The sequence below is a fragment of the Dactylosporangium sp. NPDC050688 genome (assembly GCF_040654515.1).
Classification (GTDB): Bacteria; Actinomycetota; Actinomycetes; order Mycobacteriales; family Micromonosporaceae; genus Dactylosporangium.
In genome coordinates this window covers 43,069-65,080 of sequence record NZ_JBFAIC010000046.1, presented here as the reverse complement: position 1 = coordinate 65,080, position 22,012 = coordinate 43,069, and the positions used below count along the sequence as shown (strand labels likewise).

The window sequence follows — 22,012 nt, the reverse complement described above, 5'->3', positions numbered from 1 at the left end:
CAACTATCCGCGGACCTGGCAGGGAGGGCCGTCAAGGCCCGACCGGTGGCTGGCGGGAGCGACGGTCCGGACCGCCGCGGACCCGAGCCAGAACAATGATCAGGCCAGGTCGAGGGCCTTCGCGGCGGCGAGGGGGTCGGCGGGGATCGTCGTGGGGGCCGGGGCGGTCGAGATGGCCCACTCGGGGTCCTTCAGGCCGTGGCCGGTGACCGTGCAGACGACCGTCTGGCCGTGCTCGACGAGGCCCTGGGCGCTCGCCTGCAGCAGGCCCGCGACGGAGGCGGCGCTGCCCAGCTCGACGAAGACGCCGACGGAGCGGGCCAGCAGCCGGTACGCCTGCAGGATGTCGCGGTCGGTCACGGCCTGGATGACGCCGCCGGACTCGTCGCGGGCGTCGACGGCCTTGGTCCAGCTGGCCGGGTTGCCGATGCGGATGGCGGTGGCGATCGTCGAGGGCTCGCGCACGACGGCGCCGTTGACGATCGGGGCGGCGCCGGAGGCCTGGAAGCCGAACATGCGCGGGCGGCGGGTGGCGTTGCCGGCGGCGAAGTCCTCCTGGTAGCCCATCCAGTAGGCGCTGATGTTGCCGGCGTTGCCGACCGGGAGGCAGTGGATGTGCGGGGCGTCGCCGAGGCCGGCGACGATCTCGAAGGCGGCCGTCTTCTGGCCCTGGAGGCGGTCGGGGTTGACCGAGTTGACCAGGGAGACCGGGAAGTCGAGGGAGAGCTTCGAGGCCAGCGCGAGGCAGTCGTCGAAGTTGCCGGAGACCTGCAGGAGGCGGGCGCCGTGCACGAGGGCCTGGGCCAGCTTGCCGAGGGCGATCTTGCCGGTGGGGACGAGGACGGCGCAGGTGATGCCGGCGCGGGCGGCGTACGCGGCCGCGGAGGCCGACGTGTTGCCGGTCGAGGCGCAGATGATCGCCTTGGCGCCCTCCTCGACGGCCTTGGAGACCGCGACGGTCATGCCGCGGTCCTTGAACGAGCCGGTCGGGTTGGCGCCCTCGACCTTGAGGTACACGTCGCAGCCGGTCCGCGAGGACAGCTCCGGCGCCGGCAGCAGGGGCGTGTTGCCCTCGTGCAGGGTCACCACCGGGGTCTGCGGCCCGACGGGTAAGCGGTCCCGGAACTCTTCGATCAATCCACGCCACATGGCGCTACTCCCCTTCGACACGCAGGACGCTCGCCACGGCGCGAACGATGTCCAGGGCCCGCAGCTCGGCGACGGTGGCCGCGAGGGCCCGGTCCGCCGCGGCGTGCGTGACGATGACCAGCACGGCCTGGTTGCCGCGGCCCGACTGGTGCACGGTCGCGATGCTGACCCCGTGCTTGGCGAAGACGCCCGCGACGGCGGCGAGCACGCCGGCCTTGTCCGCGACGTCCAGCGAGATGTGGTAGCGGGTGAGCGCGTCGCCGATCGGACGGATCGGCAGGTCGGCATACGCGGATTCCGAGGCGGCATGGGTACCGGCGAGCCGGTTGCGCGACACGGCGACCAGGTCGCCGAGCACCGCGCTCGCGGTGGGCGCGCCACCCGCGCCGCGGCCGTAGAACATGAGCTGGCCGGCGGCCTCGGCCTCGACGAACACGGCATTGAACGCGTCGCCCACGCCGGCGAGGGGGTGGGTCCTCGGGATCATGGCCGGGTGCACGCGGACGGACACCGCGTCGTCGAGCTTGGTCGCGATGCACAGCAGCTTGATCGTGCACCCCATCGCCTTGGCGCTGGCCATGTCGGCGGCGGTGACCTCGGTGATGCCCTCACGGTGCACGTCGGCGGCGGTGACCCGGGTGTGGAACGCCATGGACGCCAGGATCGCGGCCTTGGCGGCGGCGTCGAAGCCCTCGACGTCCGCGGTCGGGTCGGCCTCGGCGTAGCCGAGCGCGGTGGCCTCCTCGAGGGCCTCGGCGAAGCCGGCGCCGGTGGCGTCCATCGAGGACAGGATGAAGTTGGTGGTGCCGTTGACGATGCCGGTGACGCGGGTGATGCGGTCGCCGTGCAACGAGTCGCGCAGCGGGCGCAGCAGCGGGATCGCGCCGGCGACGGAGGCCTCGTAGTAGAGGTCGGTGCCGGCCTCGGCGGCGGCCTTGTGCAGGGTCGCCCCGTCCTCACCCAGCAGCGCCTTGTTGGCCGTCACGACGCTCTTGCCGCCGCGCAGCGCCTCCAGCAGCCAGGTGCGGGCCGGCTCGATGCCGCCGACGACCTCCACGACCACGTCGACGTCGTCGCGCTTGACCAGGCCGAGCGCGTCGGTGGTGAACAGCGCCGGGTCGATCGGCAGGTCACGGGTGCGGCCGGCGCGGCGCACGGCCACGCCGACGAGCTCCAGCGGCGCGCCGATGCGGGCCGTCAGGTCCCGCTCGTGCTCGTGGAGCAGCCGGACCACTTCCGCGCCGACAGTCCCGCAGCCAAGCAGCGCCACCTTCACACTCATGGTCACCCCACGTCCAGTTTGAGCAGGTCGTCCTCGGTCTCCCGGCGGACGATGACCCGCGACTCCCCGTCAACCACCGCCACGACCGGCGGACGGGGGACGTGGTTGTAGTTGCTCGCCATACTGCGGCAGTAGGCCCCCGTGCCCGGCACCGCAAGAAGATCTCCGGCCTGAACGTCGGCCGGCAGGAACTCATCCTTCACGATGATGTCCCCGGCCTCGCAATGTTTTCCCACCACGCGGGCGAGAATCGGCGGTTCGGCGGACGTCCGGCCGGCCACGGTCGCGGAGTAGGCCGCGTCGTAGAGCGCGGTGCGGATGTTGTCGCTCATGCCGCCGTCCACGCTGACGTACGTGCGGATCCCGTCGACGTCCTTGACGGTGCCGACCTCGTACAGGGTGAACATCGCCGGCCCGACGATCGCCCGGCCCGGCTCGATCGACAGGTGGGGCACGCTGAGGTGCAGCGCGGCGCACTCCTGCTTGACGATCCGCATCAGGTTCGTGGCCAGGTCGGCGGGCTCGGCCGGGGTGTCCTGCGTGGTGTACGCGATGCCGAACCCACCGCCGAGGTCCAGCTCGGGCAGCTCGATGCCGTGCTGCTCATTGATCTGCGCCTGCAGCGACAGCAGCCGCCGGGCCGACACCTCGAACCCGGCCGTGTCGAAGATCTGCGAGCCGATGTGCGAGTGCAGCCCGCGCAGCTCCAGGACGTCGTCCTTCAGGATCCTGTCGACGGCCGCCGCGGCGGCGCCGCCGGACAGCGAGAAGCCGAACTTCTGGTCCTCGTGGGCGGTGGCGATGTACTCGTGGGTGTGCGCCTCGACGCCGACGGTGACCCGGACCATGACCTTCGGCCTCGTTGCCGTCCGCTGCGCGATGGCGTTGAGCCGCTCGATCTCGTCGAACGAGTCGACGATGATCCGCCCGACGCCCGCCTCGACGGCCCTCGTCAGCTCGGCGACGGACTTGTTGTTGCCGTGCAGGCCGATGCGCTCGGGGGGCATGCCGCCGCGCAGTGCCACGGCGAGCTCGCCGCCGGTGCACACGTCGAGTGACAGGCCCTCCTCGACGAGGATCCTGACGATGTGGGTGGCGATGAAGGCCTTGCCGGCGTAGAAGACCTCGGCGCCGCCGAAGGCCTCCTTGAACGCTCGGCACCGGCTGCGGAAGTCCGCTTCGTCGAAGACGTACGCGGGCGTGCCGTGCTCGTCCGCGATTTTTCGGACATTTACGGATCCGACCTCAATTGCGCCGGCTTGTCCGCGTTTGACCGTCTTGGGCCAGAGCTGCGGGACGAGCGCGTTGACGTCATCCGGGGTACGCAGCCAGGACGGGCCGCTGGAGCCGAGGTCGCCGTGCAGGGCGCCGGCCTCATGTGCACGCATGTCGCCTACATCCGTTCCGGTGCTGAGACGCCGAGCAGGTCGAGCCCGTTGACGATGACCTGACGCGTCGCGTCGTTGAGCCACAGCCGGGCCCGGTTGGTCTCCGTGATGGGCTCGTCGCCCTGCGGCAGGACCCGGCAGTTGTCGTAGAAGCGGTGGTACGAGCCCGCCAACTCCTCCAGATAGCGTGCCACGCGGTGCGGCTCACGCAGCTCCGCCGCGGTGGCGACGACGGCCGGGAAGTCGCCGAGCGCCTTGAGCAGGTCCAGCTCCTTCTCGTGGACGAGCATGCCCGCGTCGAACGCGTCGGTGCGGTGCAGCCCGAGCTCGGCGGCGTTGCGGGCGACCGAGGCGGTCCGCGCGCCGACGTACTGGACGTAGAAGACCGGGTTGTCGTTCTTCTGCCGCGTGATGACCTCGATGTCGAGGGTGAGCGGCGAGTCCGTCGAGGAGCGCGCGAGCGAGTACCGCGCGGCGTCGACCCCGACGACCTCGATCAGCTCGTCGAGCGTGATCAGGGTGCCGGCCCGCTTGCTGAGCCGCACCGGCTCGCCACCGCGCAGCAGGCTGACCAGCTGCCCGATCAGGACCTCGATGTTGCGCTGGGGGTCGTCGCCGGCGCACGCCGCGATCGCCTTCAGCCGGCCGATGTAGCCGTGGTGGTCGGCGCCGAGCATGTAGATGCAGCGGTCGAAGCCCCGCTCGCGCTTGTTGATGTAGTACGCGGCGTCGGCGGCGAAGTACGTCTTCTCCCCGTTGGACCGGATCAGCACCCGGTCCTTGTCGTCGCCGAACTCGGTGGTGCGCAGCCAGATGGCACCGTCGGCCTCGAACACGTGGCCCTGCTTGCGCAGCTCGTCGAGCGCGTGCTCGACCGCACCGCCGTCGTGCAGCGTCTTCTCGGAGAACCAGACGTCGAAGTGGACGCCGAACCGCTCGAGGCTGTCCTGCATCTCCTTCAGCATGGCCGTGTAGCCCTCCTGCTGGAAGGCGATCTGCTGCTCTTCATCCGTTTTGTTGAGTATATCCGGGTTCTCCGCGACGATCTTGCGCGCGATGTCCTGGATGTACTCGCCCGGGTAGCCGTCCGGCGGCGTCGGCCGGTTGTTGGCCGCAGCCCGCACCGACTCGCCGAACCTAGCCATCTGCACGCCGGCGTCGTTGATGTAGTGCTCGCGGGTCACGTCGGCCCCGGCCGCGGACAGGATCCGCCCCAGCGCGTCGCCGACCGCGGCCCAGCGGGTGTGCCCCAGGTGGACCGGCCCCGTCGGGTTCGCCGAGACGAACTCCAGGTTGATCTTCTCCTTGGCGAGGGTCTCGCTGCGCCCGTACGCCCGGCCGGCCTCGACCACGATGCGCGCCAGCGCGCCGGTCGCACCCGCCGACAACCGGATGTTGAGGAACCCCGGACCGGCGATCTCCACCGCATCGATCCCGGGAGTTTTCTGCAAGTTTTTCGCGACGGCCGCGGCGAGCTCGCGCGGGCTCAGCCCGACCTTCTTGCCCAGCTGCAGGGCGATATTCGACGCATAGTCACCATGCTCCGGGTTTCGCGGTCGCTCCACGCTGGTCGTCGCAGGAAGAACGGACGCGTCGAGGTCACGCTCAGTAAGCGCCGCCCTGGCGGCTTCGAGGACTGCTACGGCGAGTTCAGCGGGAGTCACCGACAAATGCTATCGGGGGTAGACTCCGGTACTTGGCGGCGGCCCGTTCTGCTGGTCACAATGCGGGACGGCCGCTGCGGCGGTGTTGACCGAAACCCCGCGTCCCGCCCGACCCCCGACCGTTGACCAGACGAGGCCCGATGAGCGAGCACCACGCTGAGCGTTGCGAGGCGACGACATGAGCATGAGCACCCAGCACGGCGGCGGTAACCGCAAGCCGTCGACGAAGCCCGTGGCCGGCGCCAAGCCGAAGCAGGGCGGCGACGAGGACGCGGTCGACGAGGTCGAGGTCGAGGAGTCGGCGCCGGTCTCCCTGGGCAAGCCGAAGGCCAGCCCGCGCAAGTCCGCCCCGGCCCGCAAGACGACCCCCGCCAGCAAGCGCGCCCCCGCCGGCCGCCCCGCGGCCCGCAAGGTCGCCCCGGTCAAGGTGAAGCAGGGCGCCGCATGGGGCCCGATCATCCTGTTCTCGGTGGTGGGCCTGCTCGCCCTCGGCATCATCGGCTTCGCCGTCTGGCAGGTCAACGAGAACGGCCTCACCGTCCGCGAGCGCGCCGACCGGATCGACGGCCTCAAGAACTATTACAAGATCAACAAGGCGTACACCGACGAGCGCAGCCACATGTGGGGCCCGCAGAAGTACGACCTGAGCATCGCCAACCCGCCGGTGGCCGGCAACCACAACCAGAACTGGCAGCGCTGCCTCGGCGACGTGTACACCGCGCCGATCGCCACCGAGCACGCCCTGCACGCCATGGAGCACGGCTCGGTCTGGATCACGTACCAGCCGAACCTGCCGGCCGACCAGGTCGAGGCCCTCGCCGCGAAGGTCCGCGGCAAGGACTACATGATGATGAGCCCCTACGAGGGCCAGGCCAAGCCGATCTCCCTGCAGGCGTGGGGCTTCCAGCTCCAGGTCGACAAGGCCAGCGACGGCCGCATCGACGAGTTCATCAAGGCGCTGCGCCAGAACGCCAGCCTCGAGCCCGGCACCCCCTGCTCCAGCGGCGACATCATCACCGAGACCGGCACCGTCCCCCGCGACCTGGGCAAGGACGGCGGCGGCGGGATGACCTCGGGCGGCTGAGCAACCACACCATGTTCGGACAACTCACGGCGCGGGCACGCCTGACCCTGGGCGTGCTCGCCGCCGTTCTCCTGCTCGCCGTGGGCGTCTCCGTCGGCTACCTCATCCCGACCCTGCGCGCCCCCGGCGACAACTCGGTCGACGCCGGCTTCGCCCGCGACATGAGCGCCCACCACACCCAGGCCGTCGAAATGGCGATGTTCGCGTACCGCCTCGGCTCCACCGACGACATCCGCACCCTGGGCTATGACATGGCCACCAGCCAGCAGTGGCAGATCGGCCAGATGCAGACCTGGCTGACCCAGTGGCACCTGTCCCCCAACACGGACAAGACCCCGATGGCCTGGATGCCCGACGGCGCCAACGCCCTGCAGCCCGACGGCCGCATGCCCGGCATGGCGTCGCAGGACGAGCTCAAGAAGCTGAAGTCCTCCACCGGCAAGGACTTCGACACCCTCTGGTGCCAGCTCATGCTGCGCCACCACCTCGGCGGCATCCACATGTCGGAGACAGCCGCCGCCAAGGCCTCCACCCCCGAGGTCCGCGACGCCGCCGAGAAGATCCGCGTTGCCCAGCAGTACGAGATCACGGCCTTGACGGAGAAGCTCAAGGACCTCGGAGCGCAACCCCTCCCCTCCTGACTCAGGGGCCACAGCGGATCTGTTATCCTTTGCGAGGCCGCAAGGCCCCCGTAGCTCAGGGGATAGAGCACCGCCCTCCGGAGGCGGGGGCGCAGGTTCGAATCCTGCCGGGGGCACACAGCGTGAAGCGCCGGTGACCAGCCAAGACGAAGCCCTGGACCAGTGGAAGTGTGGTTTGGGGCTTCGCTCGTGTGTCCGGCTGTCACCGGCTGAATCCCGCCATGATCGGCCGTCCGCCCCCACGTGGGGACGCCCGAGTGCCGCGGCTTCGCATGAGTGCTGTGACCTGAAAACCTTAACCGGGTTGAGTCAGGCTGTGCGGATGGCGAGAGCGCCCCATCGGTGTTGCTTCGGTGCGGGCGCGTTCGTGGCGTTGCGCGTGCCCGGACAAGCTCCGCGCGCCCAAGAACGCCGCTGATGCGGCTCGGCTCGAACCGGTACTCGCGCCGGCTGCGTAGTGAGATCGGTCTGTCACCGTTCCGGATCGAGGTCGCCAGGCAGGGCCGGACACCGAAGGCGGAGTGCCGCTCGGTTGAGCTGGCGCCTGCACCGGCCGATGTCGTCGATCGGCTCGGCCTTGAGGTTGGTGAGCTGGTGGTGCGGCGGGAGAACTGGTACTTCGCCGACGACGAACCGGTGCAGGTCGGCGTCACGTACATCCCGCTCAGCGTGGCCGGCGACTCGCCGCTCGCCACCGCGAAGGTGCTCGGCAAGGGCAGCATCTACGCCCGATTCGAAGACGTCGGGTACGTCATCACCCGCATCCGCGAGGAGATCTCCGCCCGCATGCCCAGCCCCGACGAAGTGACCGGCCTCGCGATGCCGCCCGGAGTGCCGGTGATCGAGGTGCTGCACACCAGCTTCGACGCCAACCGCCAGCCGTTCGAGGTCACCAGGTTCGTCATGCGCGGCGACCTCAACGGCCTGGACTACAACATGCCCGTCGAAGACTGAGAGGACCCCTCCGTGCGCCGCAGCAGCATGCTCCGCCTCGTCGGCCTCGCCCTGCTCTGGGGCTCCGGGTTCCTCTGGATCAAACTCTCACTCCGAGGCTTCACCCCGGTCCAGATCGTGCTGGTACGCCTCGCCCTCGGCGCCCTGGTCCTCGCCCCGATCGGCCTCGCCCGCGGCATGCGCTTCCCCACCGACAAGCGCGTATGGGGGCACCTGTTCGTCGCCGCACTGGTCGCCAACGCCATCCCGTACACCCTCTTCGGCATCGGCGAGAAAACCGTCGACTCCAACGTCGCCGGCGTCATCAACGCCACCACACCCCTCTGGACCGTGCTGGTCGCGTTCCTCGCCGGCACGGACCGGAAGGTCTCCGCGTGGCGCGGCGTCGGCCTGGCACTCGGCTTCGCCGGAACGGTGCTGATCTTCAGCCCGTGGAAGTCGGCGAACGAGATCGCGAGCTGGGGCGGCCTGGCGATCCTCGCGGCATCGGCGAGCTACGGCATCTCGTACGTCTACATGGGCAAGTACCTGACCAACCGGGGCATCCCCTCGATCATGCTGTCCGCGTCGCAGCTCGCAGCCGGCGCCGGATTGATGCTGCTGGCGATGCCGTTCGGCGGACTGGTCGCCCCGCACTGGCGCTGGGACGCCGTCGCGTCCCTGGTCGTCCTCGGCGTCCTGGGGACCGGCGTCGCGTACGTGCTGAACTACCGCCTCATCGCCGACGAGGGACCAACCGTCGCCTCGACCACCACCTACCTCCTGCCCGTCGTCGCCGTCGTGCTCGGCGCCCTGGCCGTCAACGAACCCGTCACCGTGACGATGGTCGCCGGAATGCTGATCGTCCTCGGCGGCGTCTTCCTCGTGCAGCGCACCGCCGCCGCTCGCAAACCCGAACCAGAACCTGTCGCCATCAGCGACTGACAACCCTTCGGATGGTGCCGATGGCCTCATTCGCGCAACAGCTCCAGGCACTGCGGCACGCCCGCGGCCTGTCGCTGCGCGCGTTCGCCACCCAGGTCAACTACTCACACACCTACCTCTGGGAACTCGAAACCGGCCGCAAGCAACCCTCACCACTGGTCGCCAGCCACCTCGACAAGGCACTCAGCGCAGACGGATCGCTGTCCGCGCTGGTGCCCGCCTCGGCACCGGACTCACCGCTCGCCGGCTACAGACGCCAGGTCGAAGCACTGACCCGCACGGCACCGGCCGGCCTGATGGCACAGCTCGCGACCTGGCTGTACGACACGGACGTCCGAGGCCGGCCACCGCTGATGCGACTCGGCGCGGAACGGTACTCCCGCCGACTGCGCGAGGAAACCGGCCTCTCGCCGTTCCGCATCGAAGTCAGCAGACAAGGCCGCACACCAACCACCGAATGCCGCTCGATCACCACCGTTCCCGCGCCGGCCGAGGTCGCCCGGCGCCTCGGCTTACCCACCGGCACCCCGGTCGTTCGCCGGGAGATCTGGTACGCGGCCGACGACGAACCCGTGCAGCTGGCGCACACGTTCATACCGCTCGACATTGCCAGCAACTCGATTCTCGCAACGGCAACAACGCTGGGAGCTGGCGCGCTCTACGGCCGCCTGGACGAACTCGGCCACCACCTCGCCCACCTGCACGAACAGGTCACCACCCGGCTCCCGACTACCGAAGAGGCGACAGCCCTCAAGGCACCGGCGGGCGTTCCCGTCCTCGACGTCCTGCACACCAGCTCCAACAGCGACGGCCGCCCATTCGAGGTCACCCGGTTCGTCATCCGCGCCGACGTCGCGACACTCGACTACGAACTCGCCATAGACGACTGAGCGTCAGCCAGTCCACGGCTGACGCCAGCCATCTACCCAGCTCTCTGATTTCGTCGGCAAGCTGACCAGTGACGAACAGCGGGAACGCGCCCTGAACACGCCCCGGGCAGCTCACGGAACAATCGGCGCGTAGCTGCTCGAATATCTATGGCGCCATTGGGGCCGACAGCGTAACCAAACAGCCGAGGAGGCACTTCAAATGAATTTGGATACAGCGCCGATGATGAACAGCCTTTCGGCTGGCGTGAAGAAGCTACGTACGCACCGATCGACCTCGACGCCTGCGCAGTACCGTTCGACCCTCGCGCGGGGTGCGCTATCAGCATCGAACGCAATCTCGCTGGTGAGAAATCGTTCATCGGCTTGACGTTCGTGACAGAACTCGGCCAGGACCTGCCACACGACATTACGGTCGAACAAGCTGAGACGTTGATCTTGACGGTCTCCGAGGAGATCCGTCGAGCGCGAGCAGGAATCTAGGCGGCCAATCCCCGGCGTCACCTTCGCAGTCGATCCGACGCAGCGTCCTCGCACCTCATTCTTGAACTGCAAGAACAAACTCCGCGGAGGTATCTACAGGCGCTATCGTAGCCCTATAGTTCGCGGACCCAGACCACTTATGGGTCCCGAAAATATCTTTATAGGAACATGTGAGTGAATAACTTCCAGTTACCCGATATAGCCCGGTGGTCGTGTCAAATGTCACCTTGGCATTCGCGATCGGGTCGGTTGCGAGCGCCCAGGTCGCTCGATCACCACTGGGACCTCCACGGATGCTGGGACAGCCCGCGGGCATCGGTGCAGTCTTCGACTGCACGCACTGCTTGAGCCCTGCCAGAGTGGCGGCCTTCAAGCTGTCCGCGGGAATGCCAGGATCACTCTTCTTGACTTCACCTCCGACATTTTTCGAGACTGCTATCAGCTCTTTCAGAACGATACCGTCATCCGAATAATTCAACTTTGCGTGAAAGCGCACTACGACCACCTGCGAGGTATCCCCCGAGTAGGATCGGAAGGTAGCTGAAAGCGCTGCGACGCCAAGAACATGAAGAATCAGATCTTTGTAAGCGACCTTAGCCCCGTTGGCCGGATCGCCCAGAACCTTCCAAGTCACATCCTCGTCAGACGGTGCGTCAACCGATTGAGGACAGTTCGTCGGCTGGGCTACCTTTGCCGCAGCACAGTCGGAGAGCGCAGACTTCATCGCCTGAAATACGTCGCTATTGGCGACGCCATACGGCAGCGGGTCACTAATTGAGGGAAAGGTAGCCGCTTCCGCCTTCTTTCTTGCTTCCTCTTCACAAGCGCTGGAGATCGCGAGTGGAATCGCAATTATCACTGCGACTACCCAGACCCAGCGTGGGACCTTCTTCTCTACTCCAGCTGGCGGCTCGTCGGACTGCTCCGCTTCGGACGGTTCAGCTTGGGTGCCGACAGCGAAGTTATACGAATTAAAGGTGATATTTTTGGCTTGATTATTGAGCTGATACGCTCCAGTTTCTGCAGTCGCGTACTGACCGAACGAGCGAGGCGAAGAATCGCTCGATTCCTCATTCATTCTGCGTCATCCTCACCCGCTGACGACTGCCGAGTACCTCGCTCATCCGCGAAATGCATGTTCACTGCCTGATTGTTAACCTGGTGCGCGCTTCCACTGGCGCGGTTGTTTTGGCTGAAACTAACCGCGCGCGGTGTGCGCCGACTCGGCGGAGCATCAGTTGGGCCATCCTCCGAAGGCGGGTTTGGCGCGATTGGCGGCACAACGGGCTGCCTCGCCGCACGAAGCTCAACGGCAACCAGAATCGCGATCAGGCAGCACGTAACAGGGACCGCGAACCACAACCAGCGAACATCCATCTCAGACGTTCGGCTTGTAAGAATATTGATCGCCAAGGGAAGAAGAACTGCACTTACGAGTAGTCCTATTACGATTCTTGTTCTTGTCAGTCGTTCGCGACCGTCACTCATGATCACCATCCGTCAGCCTGGGGGGACTCTGCGTCGATGATATCGAAGTCTTGCACTTCCAAACGCCGCTGCCCGCTGGAGGCGCCAAGCCAGTCCGGTTTGAACCACCCATAAGCGAGACGACGCGCGGCTACCGTTGGGCGGAATATCCGAAATGTATGACTCTGAGCTTTTTACCCCAACTTCCAAGGGATGCCGAAGCTAGGCGTCCACCGTTGGCGCAGGTTGGCATTCAATCGCCTTACATGCCCTGCCCCTGATACGCCCCCAAGCTGAGCCGATGAGCATCGCAGACCACGGCGTTTTAGCAGCTCAGTACGCCTTTAGAAAATGCAGACGGTATACCTCTCCGGAGGCGGGGGCGCAGGTTCGAATCCTGCCTTGGACAGAGACCTGCGCTCTTCATCTCCGGGAAACGGCCCTGAACTGCAGGTTTGCCTTCAACATGGCGCTGATGGACGCGGAGGTGGTCGTCGCCGATCCGTTGAGACTGCCCAGTGGCCGCTTAGTCGCTGCCGAGCCGCCCGGTCTCTTCCCGGCCGGGGAGGTTGCCCGTTGGGCATTCGCCGAGACGGTCGCCCCGGGCGAGTATCCCGTCGAGGTACTGCGCGAGCGCGGCTGGGTGATTGCCGCGCGGGTCATCGTTTGCCCCGGGCCTGTGCACGAGTGGCGGCCGGCTAAGGTGGCTGGACAGCCGGATTGGGAGCATTGCTTCTTCCCGGTTGACGGCGCCACAGGGGCGTTCGGATCGGTCGAGGTGTTCGAGGCGCTGACCGATCCCGAGGCCAGGGAGGACCTCATCGCCGACTTCTCCTTCGGCTTCGGCGAGCCCTACATCACGTATGCCGACGAAGACACGGGTCTCAATCTGATCGGCTTCGCCCTTGGCGGCGACGGGAAGTTCGAGACCTGGGTCGGCTACGCCGCAGCCGGCGACGCGGCGCGTTTCCTCACCGATTACGGCGATCTGCGCGGCCGGGACCGCTGACCTCAGTCATTCGTTAAGCGTTGATCAATGTCAAGTGTCCGTGGGGCCTGGTGCTGGTCTTGTTGCTGGTGGTGCCGGTGGGTGGGCATGTCGATGGTCCGGTGCGGGTGGCCGGGTTCCTCCGGATGCTTGTCTGATCGTGGGTGCGCTGTTCAGCTGGTGACGAGGTCTGTTGCCCAGGGCCAGTGTTCGGCGATGCGGAGCGGGGTCTGCCGGGCTGCGCGGGAGAGGCGTGCGGCGACGTGCAGGAGTCGGTAGCGCAGTTTCTTCGGTTCGGCGAGGGCGAGCGGGCCGTCGAGGAGGAGTTTGTCCTTCCGCCAAGGTGGCTGCGGCTGGGTTCATCTCCGGTTGCCGGGTGGCCTTCCTGGGCCGGTGGCCAGGAGCGCGATGAGTGTTCCGGCGGCAAGCGCGGCGGTGGTCAGGAAGGTCCCGGTGACGGAGGTGGCGGTCTGGATCGGGCCGAGGAGCAGCGGCGAGGTGAACTGGCCGGTGAAGGTGGCGGTGGCCAGCAGGGCGGTGGCCTGCCCGCGGCGGTTCGCTGGGGCGTGCTGCGCGGTCAGGACGGTCAGGGTCGGGACTGCCAGTCCCATGCCGATGCCGAAGAGGGCGGGCGCGGCCAGGAGCAGGGTCGGTGTGTGGGTGAGGGCGAGTGTTGCCAGTGAGATGGTCCAGATGCTGTAGGCGAGGATCAGAAGTTGTGTGTGCCCGAGCCGGGCGCGAGCCTGCGCGTAGCGGAGACCGGCCAGGCTCATGGTCACGGACAGTGTCGCAGTGAAGGCAGCGACGATGCGTGTGTCGGTGATGCCGACCTCGGCGAGGCGCAGCGGCAGGAACACCAGGATGCCGTAGAGCAGCACGGTGGCCACGATCTGCAGGCCGTAGATGCCCAGGAGCCGGGGCCGGCTGCTGATCAGTGCACGCAGCGGTTGAGCCGGATCGTTGGTGTGGGCGCCGGTCGTGGCCGGCCGTGCAGGGGCTGGTAGTGCGCGTAGGGCGGCTAGTCCAAGCGGCACGCCCAGGAGGTAGACGGCGAACGGGGCGTGCCAGGAGATGGCGCCCAGGGCTCCGCCGGCCAGCGGCCAGATGACACCGCCGAGGCTGATCGCGGTCGAGCGCCAGCCCATGACCCGGTCCCGTGCGGCGCCTTCGTAGAGGTCGAGCAGAGCAAGGGTGGTACCGGTGAAGACGACTGCGGCGCCGACGCCGAAGACCAGCCGGCTGGCGATGAGGGCGGGGTAGGAGGTGGTGAGGAGTCCGGCGCCTCCGGCGACCCCGTAGAGGAGCAGGCCCGTGGTGAGCGGTCCGCGTACTCCCCAGCGGTCGATCGCCCGGCCTACCGCCGGGCCGGCAAGGGCTAGCGAGAGGCCGTGGGCGGTGATGACGAGCCCGGCGGTGACGGCGGTGAGGTCCAGGTCCGTCTGGAGGAGCCCGACCACCGGGGAGAGCACCCCTCCGGCCATTACTGTGAGGGTGGAGCCCAGCAGGAGCACAATCAGTACGGTTCGCCGATGCGTGCTGGGCTGGCTGGTGGGTGCAGACCGGTCCGCCGTCACGCTTGCCGCACCCGGGACAGGGCGGAAGACCAGGTGAGCAGCTCGTCCAGCATCGTCTGCAACGTGGCGCGCTGGTGGGGTGCGGGCATCAGGCCGCTGGCGGAGAAGTCGGTGAAAAGGGAGAGGCCGACCGCGGTGCGCACACCGGCGACCCGGACCTCGGCCAGGATCAGGCGGAGGGCCTCGGTGGCGCGCCAGCCTCCGGTAACCCCGTAGCTGACGAAGCCGGCGGCCTTGTCATGCCATTCCGCGAACAGGTAATCGATGGCGTTCTTCATTGCCGCCGAGGTGGAATGGTTGTACTCAGGAGTGACAAAGATGAACCCGTCACACCGTGCCACCGCATTCGCCCAGGCGTGCGTGTGCGGATGACGGTACTGGCCCATCGCGGCCGGACACGGCTCGTCTAGTAGCGGCAGCCCGAAGTCCGCGAGATCGAGAATCTCGAACGTCGCCGCTGGGCGGTCCGTCACCGCGACCTGATGGACCCAGCGTCCGACGGCTGGTCCGCGACGCCCGGGGCGGGTGCTGCCGATAATGATCCCGATACGCGCCATCAGGGCCTCCGGCCACCGACAGAGGCATGGGCAGGGCCAGGGGCAAGCAGAGCGGCTCTCACGTGGACAGCATCAGACCTCGAGTATGGTCGAGGTCAAGCCGATACGATGGGCCGGTGCTCAAACCGCCCCCGCGTGCCGCCGAACTCACCGTCGGTCAGGTCGCCGCCCGCAGCGGTGTCGCCATCACCACCCTGCACTTCTACGAGAGCAAAGGCCTCATCCGCAGCCGCCGCACCACCGGAAACCAGCGCCGGTACCCGCGGGACACCCTCCGCCGGGTCTCCTTCATCCGGGTCGCCCAGCGCGTCGGTATTCCGCTGCGTCTCGTCGCTGAAGCCCTGTCCAGCCTGCCTGATGAGCGAACCCCCACGCGCGAGGACTGGGCTCGACTCTCGGCTGCCTGGCGCGCTGAACTCGACGAGCGGATCGACCTACTTCAGCGTCTGCGTGACAACCTCTCCGACTGCATCGGCTGCGGCTGCCTCTCCATCGACCGGTGCGCGCTGCGCAATCCCGATGATCAGCTCGGCGACGCGGGCCCTGGCCCGCACCGCCTTCTCGGTGCGTACACCCAGCCCGGAAACCGCCAGGCGCGTCCTGGTAGGTGATGTCGCGACAAGAGTCCGCCGCGACCGCTGCGGAATCCCGGTCCCGGACCGACTGCAGTTCGTCATGACGCTCCGAAGCTACCCCTCAGGGCACCCCTGCCGGCAGGCAGGACCAAGACCGTACCGTTGCTTAAAATCTGGATAGCTGATATCCAGTTAAAGTCAGGGCGTCGACCGAGGGCGGCAGCATGATGATGAGCGAAGGCGTCGAGTGGGCGCTGCACTGCTGCCTCAATCTGGCATTTCTCGGACCGGGTACGGCTGTGCCCGGCGCCCGGCTCGCCGCGTTCCACGAGCTGCCACCGGTGTATCTCCACAAGCAGATGCAGGCGCTCGTCCGCGCCGGGATCGTGTCCTCGACGCCTGGCCGCCGCGGCGGCTTTCAACTCGCGCGAGATCCGGCGCACATCACGCTGATGGATGTGGTGGCGGCCGTGGAGGGGCAGGAGCCTGCTTTCCGGTGCACGGAGATCCGGTCCCAGGGGCCGTCCGGCAGCGGGGGCACCACACAAGCGATCTGCACGATTGAGGCCGCGATGCGCAAGGCGGAGATGGCCTGGCGGCGCGCGCTCGCCGAGCAGACCCTCGCCGACCTCATGGCCACGGTCGAACGGCGCTACCCGGCCACACCACGGCGTATCAGCAGCTGGTTCGCCGCAGGCTGACAAGTTCGGACCACAGACGACGATGAGCAGGGGGCAGATCGATGTCCGACATCCTGATTCTCGGCGGGGGCTTCGCCGGTGTGTGGAGCGCGATGGCCGCCGCCAGACTCCGGCACGAACTGGGCGGCGACCTGACCATCGCCCTGGTCGCGCCAGGTGAAGACCTGACCATCCGCCCACGCCTCTACCAGGCGAACCCCGGCACGATGCGGGTACCACTCGACCGCGTGCTCCGACCCGTTGGCGTGCGCCGGATCGCGGGACAGGCGATCACCGTTGACACCTCCGGACGCACGGTCACCGTCGTGGACGGCACCGGGTCCACACATGTGGTCGATTACCGCCGGCTCGTGCTGGCGACAGGCAGTGCGCTCGTCCGGCCAACCATGCCCGGCGCCGAGCACCTGCACGACGTCGACACACTCGGCGGCGCGGTGGCCCTCGATGCCCACCTCCACCGGCTGCCAGCCGGGCCGGCATGTGCAGGGCAGTTCACCGCAGTTGTGGCCGGCGCCGGATTCACCGGCATAGAGGTGTCCATCGAACTCATGGACCGGCTCCAGGCGATCGCTGGGCCTCTATCCCACAAGGTGCGGGTGATCCTGCTAGAGCGCGCCGACACCGTCGGCCCGGAGCTCGGCTCCGGCCCCCGCTCCGCGATTCGCACGGCCCTCAACCAGGTCGGTGTCGAAGCCCGACTCAACACGAGCCTGTCCGCCGTCACACCCACAGGCGCCACCCTCCGCGATGGCACCGTGATCGCCGCGCATACGGTGATCTGGACTGCCGGCATGGCCGCCAGCCCGCTGACCCGACAGATCGTCGGGCGGCGCGATCCACTCGGCAGGCTGCTGGTCGACCCGCAGTTGCGCGTGCCCGAATCGCCCGACGTGTTCGCCAGCGGAGACACAGCAGCCGCCGATACGGGAGACGGTCACCTCACCCTGCAGAGCTGTCAGCATGCCATCCCGCTCGGCCGGATCGCCGGCCACAACGCCGCCGCCGATCTGCTCGGCCACCCTGCTGTGCCGTTCAGCCCCGAACCGTACGTTACCTGTCTCGATCTGGGCTCGGCCGGTGCGGTCTTCACCACGGGATTTGATCGAGAGGTGCGGATGACCGGGGCGGCGGCCAAGGGCCTCAAACGGTCGATCAACGAACGCAGAATCTATCCGCCCCTCGACGACGCCAAAGCCATCCTGAATGCGGGAGATCCGAAACGCACATGGGCAGAAATGGCCTGAGGCCAGCGATCGCGCCGCGGCACCCGGGGGAGGGTCCGTTGCTGGGGCGCTCAGTCCCTCGGAGATCTCAGCCGGGCGGGGGCTATGTGCCGGCGGACACACGAAAACCGGCGTGGGCGGACAGTTCGTGCTGGGTTGACTGCCCAGGCTCGGGCGTCGCCTTGACGGGCAAGTACCTGCTGCGCTGCTCCGACCCGAAACTGTCCGCCGAGGACATCGCCCTGGGCTACAAACAGCTCCTCGAAGTCGAACGCGGCTGGCGCGACATGAAGACCACCCTGGACCTACGACCGGTGTTCCACCGCCGCGAGGACCGCATCCGAGCCCACATCCTGCTCTGCTGGCTCGCGCTGCTCCTCATCCGCGTCGCCGAGACCAGCACCGGCCGCACCTGGAACACCATCCGCACCGACATCGACCGGCTGCACATCGGCGTGTTCACCGGCCCCGCCGGCACCTTCACCCAGCGCACCGAGCTGGCTCAGCCCCAGAAGACCCTCCTGGCCAAGCTGAAGGTCACCGAACCGCCCCGCATCTTCGACGCCACACCCGCAACCGCCTGACCTGCACCAACGCCACAGCCCAGTGACCCGCCATGGCACCGGGCCCACCACTGTTTGCCCAGCTCACACCACAGATCCGCGGACTACATCGACGCGAAGCTGCGGAACGCAGGCGACGGATCCCCAACCACACCCGGCTGCGGCTGGATGCCCGCCAGGTCGCTACGCCGGTTCGACGGGCAGCCAGAGCTCACGGGCTGCGGTGCTGAAGCCGTTCGTAGGCTCGCGCACCGCGACGATCTCCGGACCTGGCCGCAGACGCCACGGGTTGGAGGGGAACCACTCGGCTGCGGCCGTGGCCCAGGTCTTCTGCAGGGTCTGCGGATACGGTCCCGCGGTCCGGATGACCACCCATCTGCCGGCCGGGACCTCGATGATGTCGAGGCCGCCGGGGACCGGCGTATCCGGGGACACGGCGACCCCGTGAAGGTAGGTCAGCTCACTGCCCTCGGTGTAGTCGGGGTCGAGGTCGTCGCTGACCGCGAGCAGGCCGCTCGGCTCAGCGTTGCCGAGGGCCTTCAAGCGCAGGTGCTCCTCTGTCGGCAGTGCGGTGATGTGCTGCTGGATGTGCGGGTTGACGCCTTGGTGGATCAGCGGCACGCGGGCGGCGTGCCCCACGAGCCGGAACGCGGGATGGTCGACGATGCGGGTGTCCATGTGTTCGCTCCCTTCGACGGTCAGACGGAACCAGAATTGTGGTTGTGTGCGAAGGGGGCCTCCGTAGCGGCGCACATCACCAGGGCCGGCGCCGATGACCGCCCGGAATGCTCGCCCGAACGCCTCGGTCGGGCCGCATCCGTGCCGAATGGCGACATTCCGCAGGTCTTGCTCACCTCGGACGACGTTGGCGAGCCGGTTGAGTGCCGAGATCATCAAGCCTCCTTCCGGCATCAGCCTTGGTCGAAGGCGCACCGGTCACGCCCGATCGCTGTGGTCCGATCCGATCGTGCGCCTGCGCTGTTGCGGCACATCCGATAAAAGCGGTGCGGAAAGTGTCGGGTGATCGGGACCGATGTCGCCGCACGATAGGGGCGTGGATGACACGACCTTGGTATCCCGCTTTCTTCGCGACGGCTTCGTGAAGGTGGAGGGCGCTGTCGCGCCGCGCGTGGCCGCGGACTGCGCGCGGCTGCTATGGCGAGAGACGGGCTGCGAACCGGACGATCCAGCAACGTGGAAGCAGCCCGTGCACTGGGTGGCCGGCATGGCGCAGGGGCCGTTCGCCGCCGCACCCAACTCCCCGTTCCTCCATCACGCGTACGACCTGCTCGTCGGCGCGGGACGCTGGGAGCCGCGCTATTCGCTGGGCACGTTCCCGCTGCGCTTCCCGCACGAAACGGAGCCGGACGACGCGGGCTGGCACATCGAGGGGAGCTATCTGCCGGAGGGTGAGAGCTGGTACTTCACAAATGTGCGCTCCCGGGGCCGGGCGCTGCTGATGCTGTTCCTGTTCAGCGAGGTCGGTGAGCAGGACGCCCCGACCCGGATCCGGGTCGGGTCACACCTCGACGTACCCAAGGTGCTGGAGAAGTACGGGGAAGGCGGAGCGAGCGGGCTGGCTCTTGCGCCCGATCTGGTGGCGGCGTCCGACCACCGGCCGCTCGCCCTCGCCACCGGGTCCCCGGGCGATGTCTTCCTGTGCCATCCATTCCTGGTACACGCGGCGCAACCGCACCATGGGGTGCGGCCGCGCTTCATGGCCCAGCCACCGCTGATGCCGGCTACACCGTACGAACTGGAGCGGACCGACGGCGCGTACTCACCCGTAGAGATCGCGATCCGTCGCGGCCTCGGACAGGACACCCCCGGTCTGGACGGGGACGGCACCAACTGCAGAGCCGGGTAGACGTGGCAGGCGCGGCAGGCACCAGGCAGGGCATGGGTGGGCGACGAGCGACGGAGGCGGGGTTGGCGATGGGTCTGCGGGTGAGTGGCCGCAATGCGCGGTTCCAGCAGTGGCAAGCTCTCCTCGGCAATCGGACCAAGCGGCAGCGTCGCGGCGAGTTCCTCGTGCAGGGCGTGCGCCCGATCACCATGGCCATCGAACACGGCTGGCAGATCCGAGAGCTGCTCTACGACACCAGCGCTCAGCTGTCCAGCTGGGCACGCAAGGCCCTGGACACGGTCCGGGCCGAGAAGATCGCCGTCTCCCCTGAACTGATGCAGGAACTCGGCGAAAAGGCAGACACAGTTCCAGAGCTGCTGGCTGTGGCCGCGATGCCGGAGGACGACCTGCGCCGTATCCCGGTCGGGCCGACCATGCTCACCGCCGTGTTCGATCGGCCCACCAGCCCCGGCAATATCGGGACCCTCGTTCGGTCCGCGGACGCCTTCGGCGCCTCCGGTGTCATCATCACCGGGCACGCCGCCGACGTATACGACCCGAAGGCCGTCCGGGCGAGCACCGGCTCGCTGTTCGCCTTGCCCGTGGTCCAGATGCCCTCACACCAGGCCGTTCTGTCCTGGGTGGCTGACGTCCGCGCCGACGGCATCGGCATGAGCATCGTGGGAACCGATGAGCGCGGCGCCCTGGCCGCCGCCGAGTACGACTTCACGCAAGCCACGCTGACGTTGGTCGGTAACGAGACCACCGGCCTCAGCTCCGGCTGGCGTGCGGCCTGCGACCAGTTCGTCCGGATTCCGATGTTCGGGTCCGCCAGCTCCCTGAACGCGGCGACCGCCGCGACTGTCGTGCTGTACGAATCGGCACGCCAGCGAACCGCTGCCGCCCGGCAGTAGCGCACTGATCGCCGGCGGCAGCCGGCGGCTATCCGACACCAGCGCGCTAGAGATCCAGGCCGCTCACAGTCCGGGCCATGGCCGATCTTGGGTCGGATGCCCGCGGCGGGCGCGACGCGGCCGCGCGACCAGCTCGTTCAGGTCGGCAGCGCCCCCCGGGTCGGGCCGGACCACGCGCTCCCCCGTCTCTTCGTCCCCGTCGCCGTCCGAGAGCGTCCGAGTTGGGCGCCCCGGCGACAGCGGACCCCCACACCGTCCACCATCGATCTTAATCGTCGTCGATATGGGGGGCGCGATGATGTACCGGACCTTACGGATGCTGGTGGCCGCCACCGCGGTGTCGGCCGCCACCGCGGTGGTGGTGGCCGGCCCGGCGTACGCCGCCACCGTGCCCACGCAGGATTACAGCACCTATTCGGTCTCCACCAGCTACAGCACCGCGTCCGCCGACGCGCTGGGCAATCAGATCGGCTGGGGCAAGAACCGCACCGTCGACTGGGTGATGGAGCATGCCAACCGGCCCCTGGAGCATCGGGTGCCAGACACAGCGCAACGCCGCGCTGTACCACCTCTCCGTGGCGGCCAGCCTGGACTATGGCTTCTGCTGGGAGCAGACCACGTCGACGACCGACGATCCGGACGGCGCCTGGTACCCGCAGGGCATCACCAGCACGGCGGACGCCTATGCCGCCGACCACTACGACGGCGTCCAGGCGGTCGCGGTCACGTGGTACCACAAGACGGCGGACTACGCCCGGCTGTCGCTCGCCCCGATCCACGGCACCGGCACCGGCACCGGCACCGGCACCGGCACCGGCACCGGCACCGGCACGAACAAGTACCGGCACCTGCTCTTCGCGACGCCGTCGTCCGACGGCTACGACTTCAGCAAGGTGCCGTGCCACGCCGGCGGGGCCATGTGGTACGGCGACCTGCTCTACGTGGCGTGCTCCGACCACATCAAGCTCTTCAGCTTCAAGCACATCTTCAGCGCCGACACGTCGGCGGACTGCGCGAGCGAGATCGGCCGCAAGTGGATCAACCAGGCCTGGAAGTTCACGCTCAGTGAGCATCCCGGGTACCGCGGTGTGATCGCCTTCAGCGCCGCCGACTTCCAGTAGCGGGGCAACGGGGGAACGGGCCGCCCT

Annotated in this window: 22 protein-coding genes, 1 tRNA gene and 1 pseudogene; 14 read left to right on the top strand and 10 right to left on the bottom strand. The window is 68.0% G+C overall.

Going from position 1 to position 22,012, the window contains the following annotated elements; translation table 11 throughout:
- Nucleotides 1-99: 99 nt before the first annotated feature.
- The 4 genes from thrC to argS are packed head-to-tail and all read right to left on the bottom strand — an operon-like array spanning nucleotide 100 to nucleotide 5,483.
- Nucleotides 100-1,149 carry a threonine synthase gene (gene thrC / locus AB0H83_RS34070; protein WP_360102290.1) on the bottom strand — a complete coding sequence of 350 codons (1,050 nt, stop codon included), beginning with the start codon at nucleotides 1,147-1,149 and terminating at the stop codon, nucleotides 100-102.
- 4 nt (nucleotides 1,150-1,153) lie between these two features.
- A complete protein-coding gene (locus AB0H83_RS34065; RefSeq protein WP_360102346.1) occupies nucleotides 1,154-2,425 on the bottom strand; it encodes a homoserine dehydrogenase in 1,272 nt (423 codons plus the stop codon).
- A gap of 8 nt (nucleotides 2,426-2,433) precedes the next feature.
- Nucleotides 2,434-3,819 (bottom strand): diaminopimelate decarboxylase, encoded by a 1,386-nt coding sequence (lysA, locus tag AB0H83_RS34060; protein WP_360102288.1) that lies wholly within the window; start codon nucleotides 3,817-3,819, stop codon nucleotides 2,434-2,436.
- Between the two features lie 5 nt (nucleotides 3,820-3,824).
- Complete coding sequence (gene argS / locus AB0H83_RS34055) at nucleotides 3,825-5,483, bottom strand: arginine--tRNA ligase (RefSeq protein ID WP_360102286.1); 1,659 nt, start codon at nucleotides 5,481-5,483, stop codon at nucleotides 3,825-3,827.
- Between the two features lie 178 nt (nucleotides 5,484-5,661).
- Here argS and AB0H83_RS34050 point away from each other — a divergent pair, with 178 nt between their 5' ends.
- The 6 genes from AB0H83_RS34050 to AB0H83_RS34025 all read left to right on the top strand — a co-directional run bounded on the left by AB0H83_RS34050 (nucleotide 5,662) and on the right by AB0H83_RS34025 (nucleotide 9,976).
- Nucleotides 5,662-6,567, top strand: a complete 906-nt coding sequence (locus AB0H83_RS34050; protein WP_360102284.1) for a DUF3105 domain-containing protein — start codon at nucleotides 5,662-5,664, stop codon at nucleotides 6,565-6,567.
- 11 nt (nucleotides 6,568-6,578) lie between these two features.
- Nucleotides 6,579-7,208, top strand: a complete 630-nt coding sequence (locus AB0H83_RS34045; RefSeq protein WP_360102282.1) for a DUF305 domain-containing protein — start codon at nucleotides 6,579-6,581, stop codon at nucleotides 7,206-7,208.
- 44 nt (nucleotides 7,209-7,252) lie between these two features.
- Nucleotides 7,253-7,324: transfer RNA gene (locus tag AB0H83_RS34040), tRNA-Arg, on the top strand.
- 301 nt (nucleotides 7,325-7,625) lie between these two features.
- Nucleotides 7,626-8,162 (top strand): UTRA domain-containing protein, encoded by a 537-nt coding sequence (locus tag AB0H83_RS34035; protein ID WP_360102280.1) that lies wholly within the window; start codon nucleotides 7,626-7,628, stop codon nucleotides 8,160-8,162.
- Nucleotides 8,163-8,174: 12 nt separating this feature from the next.
- The gene (locus AB0H83_RS34030) at nucleotides 8,175-9,086 is read left to right on the top strand and encodes a DMT family transporter (protein WP_360102278.1); all 912 of its coding nucleotides are present in this window, start codon (nucleotides 8,175-8,177) and stop codon (nucleotides 9,084-9,086) included.
- An 11-nt stretch (nucleotides 9,087-9,097) separates the two neighbouring features.
- The gene (locus AB0H83_RS34025) at nucleotides 9,098-9,976 is read left to right on the top strand and encodes a UTRA domain-containing protein (protein ID WP_360102276.1); all 879 of its coding nucleotides are present in this window, start codon (nucleotides 9,098-9,100) and stop codon (nucleotides 9,974-9,976) included.
- A 195-nt stretch (nucleotides 9,977-10,171) separates the two neighbouring features.
- Here the strand turns inward: AB0H83_RS34025 and AB0H83_RS34020 are convergent, their stop codons facing one another.
- Complete coding sequence (locus tag AB0H83_RS34020) at nucleotides 10,172-10,378, bottom strand: hypothetical protein (RefSeq protein WP_360102274.1); 207 nt, start codon at nucleotides 10,376-10,378, stop codon at nucleotides 10,172-10,174.
- 133 nt (nucleotides 10,379-10,511) lie between these two features.
- The gene (locus tag AB0H83_RS34015; protein WP_360102272.1) at nucleotides 10,512-11,534 is read right to left on the bottom strand and encodes a hypothetical protein; all 1,023 of its coding nucleotides are present in this window, start codon (nucleotides 11,532-11,534) and stop codon (nucleotides 10,512-10,514) included.
- Nucleotides 11,535-12,224: 690 nt separating this feature from the next.
- Here AB0H83_RS34015 and AB0H83_RS34010 point away from each other — a divergent pair.
- On the top strand, nucleotides 12,225-12,932 hold the full coding sequence (locus AB0H83_RS34010; RefSeq protein ID WP_360102270.1) for a DUF4241 domain-containing protein: 708 nt from the start codon (nucleotides 12,225-12,227) through the stop codon (nucleotides 12,930-12,932).
- A 152-nt stretch (nucleotides 12,933-13,084) separates the two neighbouring features.
- On the opposite strand, the pseudogene AB0H83_RS34005 reads toward AB0H83_RS34010, so the two are convergent.
- The 3 genes and pseudogenes from AB0H83_RS34005 to AB0H83_RS33995 form a co-directional block, all read right to left on the bottom strand.
- Nucleotides 13,085-13,237 (bottom strand): annotated as a pseudogene (locus AB0H83_RS34005) (IS1380 family transposase); the annotation flags it as partial.
- A 33-nt stretch (nucleotides 13,238-13,270) separates the two neighbouring features.
- A complete protein-coding gene (locus AB0H83_RS34000) occupies nucleotides 13,271-14,422 on the bottom strand; it encodes an MFS transporter (protein ID WP_360102268.1) in 1,152 nt (383 codons plus the stop codon).
- A gap of 59 nt (nucleotides 14,423-14,481) precedes the next feature.
- A complete protein-coding gene (locus tag AB0H83_RS33995) occupies nucleotides 14,482-15,042 on the bottom strand; it encodes an NAD(P)H-dependent oxidoreductase (RefSeq protein WP_360102266.1) in 561 nt (186 codons plus the stop codon).
- Between the two features lie 116 nt (nucleotides 15,043-15,158).
- Here AB0H83_RS33995 and soxR point away from each other — a divergent pair, with 116 nt between their 5' ends.
- From soxR to AB0H83_RS33975, 4 genes are all read left to right on the top strand, one after another.
- Nucleotides 15,159-15,653: a redox-sensitive transcriptional activator SoxR gene (soxR, locus tag AB0H83_RS33990; protein ID WP_360102264.1), complete on the top strand. Its 495-nt coding sequence runs from the start codon at nucleotides 15,159-15,161 to the stop codon at nucleotides 15,651-15,653.
- A gap of 188 nt (nucleotides 15,654-15,841) precedes the next feature.
- Nucleotides 15,842-16,318 carry an Rrf2 family transcriptional regulator gene (locus AB0H83_RS33985; RefSeq protein WP_360102262.1) on the top strand — a complete coding sequence of 159 codons (477 nt, stop codon included), beginning with the start codon at nucleotides 15,842-15,844 and terminating at the stop codon, nucleotides 16,316-16,318.
- Nucleotides 16,319-16,359: 41 nt separating this feature from the next.
- A complete protein-coding gene (locus tag AB0H83_RS33980) occupies nucleotides 16,360-17,562 on the top strand; it encodes an FAD-dependent oxidoreductase (RefSeq protein WP_360102260.1) in 1,203 nt (400 codons plus the stop codon).
- A 161-nt stretch (nucleotides 17,563-17,723) separates the two neighbouring features.
- Complete coding sequence (locus AB0H83_RS33975; protein WP_360102258.1) at nucleotides 17,724-18,125, top strand: hypothetical protein; 402 nt, start codon at nucleotides 17,724-17,726, stop codon at nucleotides 18,123-18,125.
- 162 nt (nucleotides 18,126-18,287) lie between these two features.
- Here AB0H83_RS33975 and AB0H83_RS33970 read toward each other — a convergent pair whose 3' ends face one another.
- The gene (locus AB0H83_RS33970) at nucleotides 18,288-18,782 is read right to left on the bottom strand and encodes a GyrI-like domain-containing protein (RefSeq protein WP_360102256.1); all 495 of its coding nucleotides are present in this window, start codon (nucleotides 18,780-18,782) and stop codon (nucleotides 18,288-18,290) included.
- Between the two features lie 376 nt (nucleotides 18,783-19,158).
- Here AB0H83_RS33970 and AB0H83_RS33965 point away from each other — a divergent pair, with 376 nt between their 5' ends.
- From AB0H83_RS33965 to AB0H83_RS33955, 3 genes are all read left to right on the top strand, one after another.
- Nucleotides 19,159-19,971, top strand: coding sequence for a phytanoyl-CoA dioxygenase family protein (locus AB0H83_RS33965; RefSeq protein WP_360102254.1), 813 nt, complete (start codon nucleotides 19,159-19,161; stop codon nucleotides 19,969-19,971).
- Nucleotides 19,972-20,033: 62 nt separating this feature from the next.
- Nucleotides 20,034-20,864, top strand: a complete 831-nt coding sequence (locus tag AB0H83_RS33960; protein WP_360102252.1) for a TrmH family RNA methyltransferase — start codon at nucleotides 20,034-20,036, stop codon at nucleotides 20,862-20,864.
- Nucleotides 20,865-21,373: 509 nt separating this feature from the next.
- Nucleotides 21,374-21,985, top strand: a complete 612-nt coding sequence (locus AB0H83_RS33955; RefSeq protein ID WP_360102250.1) for a hypothetical protein — start codon at nucleotides 21,374-21,376, stop codon at nucleotides 21,983-21,985.
- Nucleotides 21,986-22,012 lie beyond the last annotated feature (27 nt).

Bases quoted from the DNA above. Each gene is read 5' to 3' on its own strand.
- AB0H83_RS33970 (WP_360102256.1), bottom strand. From the start codon at position 18,782: ATGGACACCCGCATCGTCGACCATCCCGCGTTCCGGCTCGTGGGGCAC.
- AB0H83_RS33955 (WP_360102250.1), top strand. From the start codon at position 21,374: ATGCCAACCGGCCCCTGGAGCATCGGGTGCCAGACACAGCGCAACGCC.
- lysA (WP_360102288.1), bottom strand. From the start codon at position 3,819: ATGCGTGCACATGAGGCCGGCGCCCTGCACGGCGACCTCGGCTCCAGC.
- AB0H83_RS34010 (WP_360102270.1), top strand. From the start codon at position 12,225: ATGAGCATCGCAGACCACGGCGTTTTAGCAGCTCAGTACGCCTTTAGA.
- AB0H83_RS34035 (WP_360102280.1), top strand. From the start codon at position 7,626: ATGCGGCTCGGCTCGAACCGGTACTCGCGCCGGCTGCGTAGTGAGATC.
- AB0H83_RS34025 (WP_360102276.1), top strand. From the start codon at position 9,098: ATGGTGCCGATGGCCTCATTCGCGCAACAGCTCCAGGCACTGCGGCAC.
- AB0H83_RS33980 (WP_360102260.1), top strand. From the start codon at position 16,360: ATGTCCGACATCCTGATTCTCGGCGGGGGCTTCGCCGGTGTGTGGAGC.
- AB0H83_RS34050 (WP_360102284.1), top strand. From the start codon at position 5,662: ATGAGCATGAGCACCCAGCACGGCGGCGGTAACCGCAAGCCGTCGACG.
- thrC (WP_360102290.1), bottom strand. From the start codon at position 1,149: ATGTGGCGTGGATTGATCGAAGAGTTCCGGGACCGCTTACCCGTCGGG.
- AB0H83_RS33985 (WP_360102262.1), top strand. From the start codon at position 15,842: ATGATGATGAGCGAAGGCGTCGAGTGGGCGCTGCACTGCTGCCTCAAT.
- AB0H83_RS34015 (WP_360102272.1), bottom strand. From the start codon at position 11,534: ATGAATGAGGAATCGAGCGATTCTTCGCCTCGCTCGTTCGGTCAGTAC.
- AB0H83_RS34045 (WP_360102282.1), top strand. From the start codon at position 6,579: ATGTTCGGACAACTCACGGCGCGGGCACGCCTGACCCTGGGCGTGCTC.
- AB0H83_RS33995 (WP_360102266.1), bottom strand. From the start codon at position 15,042: ATGGCGCGTATCGGGATCATTATCGGCAGCACCCGCCCCGGGCGTCGC.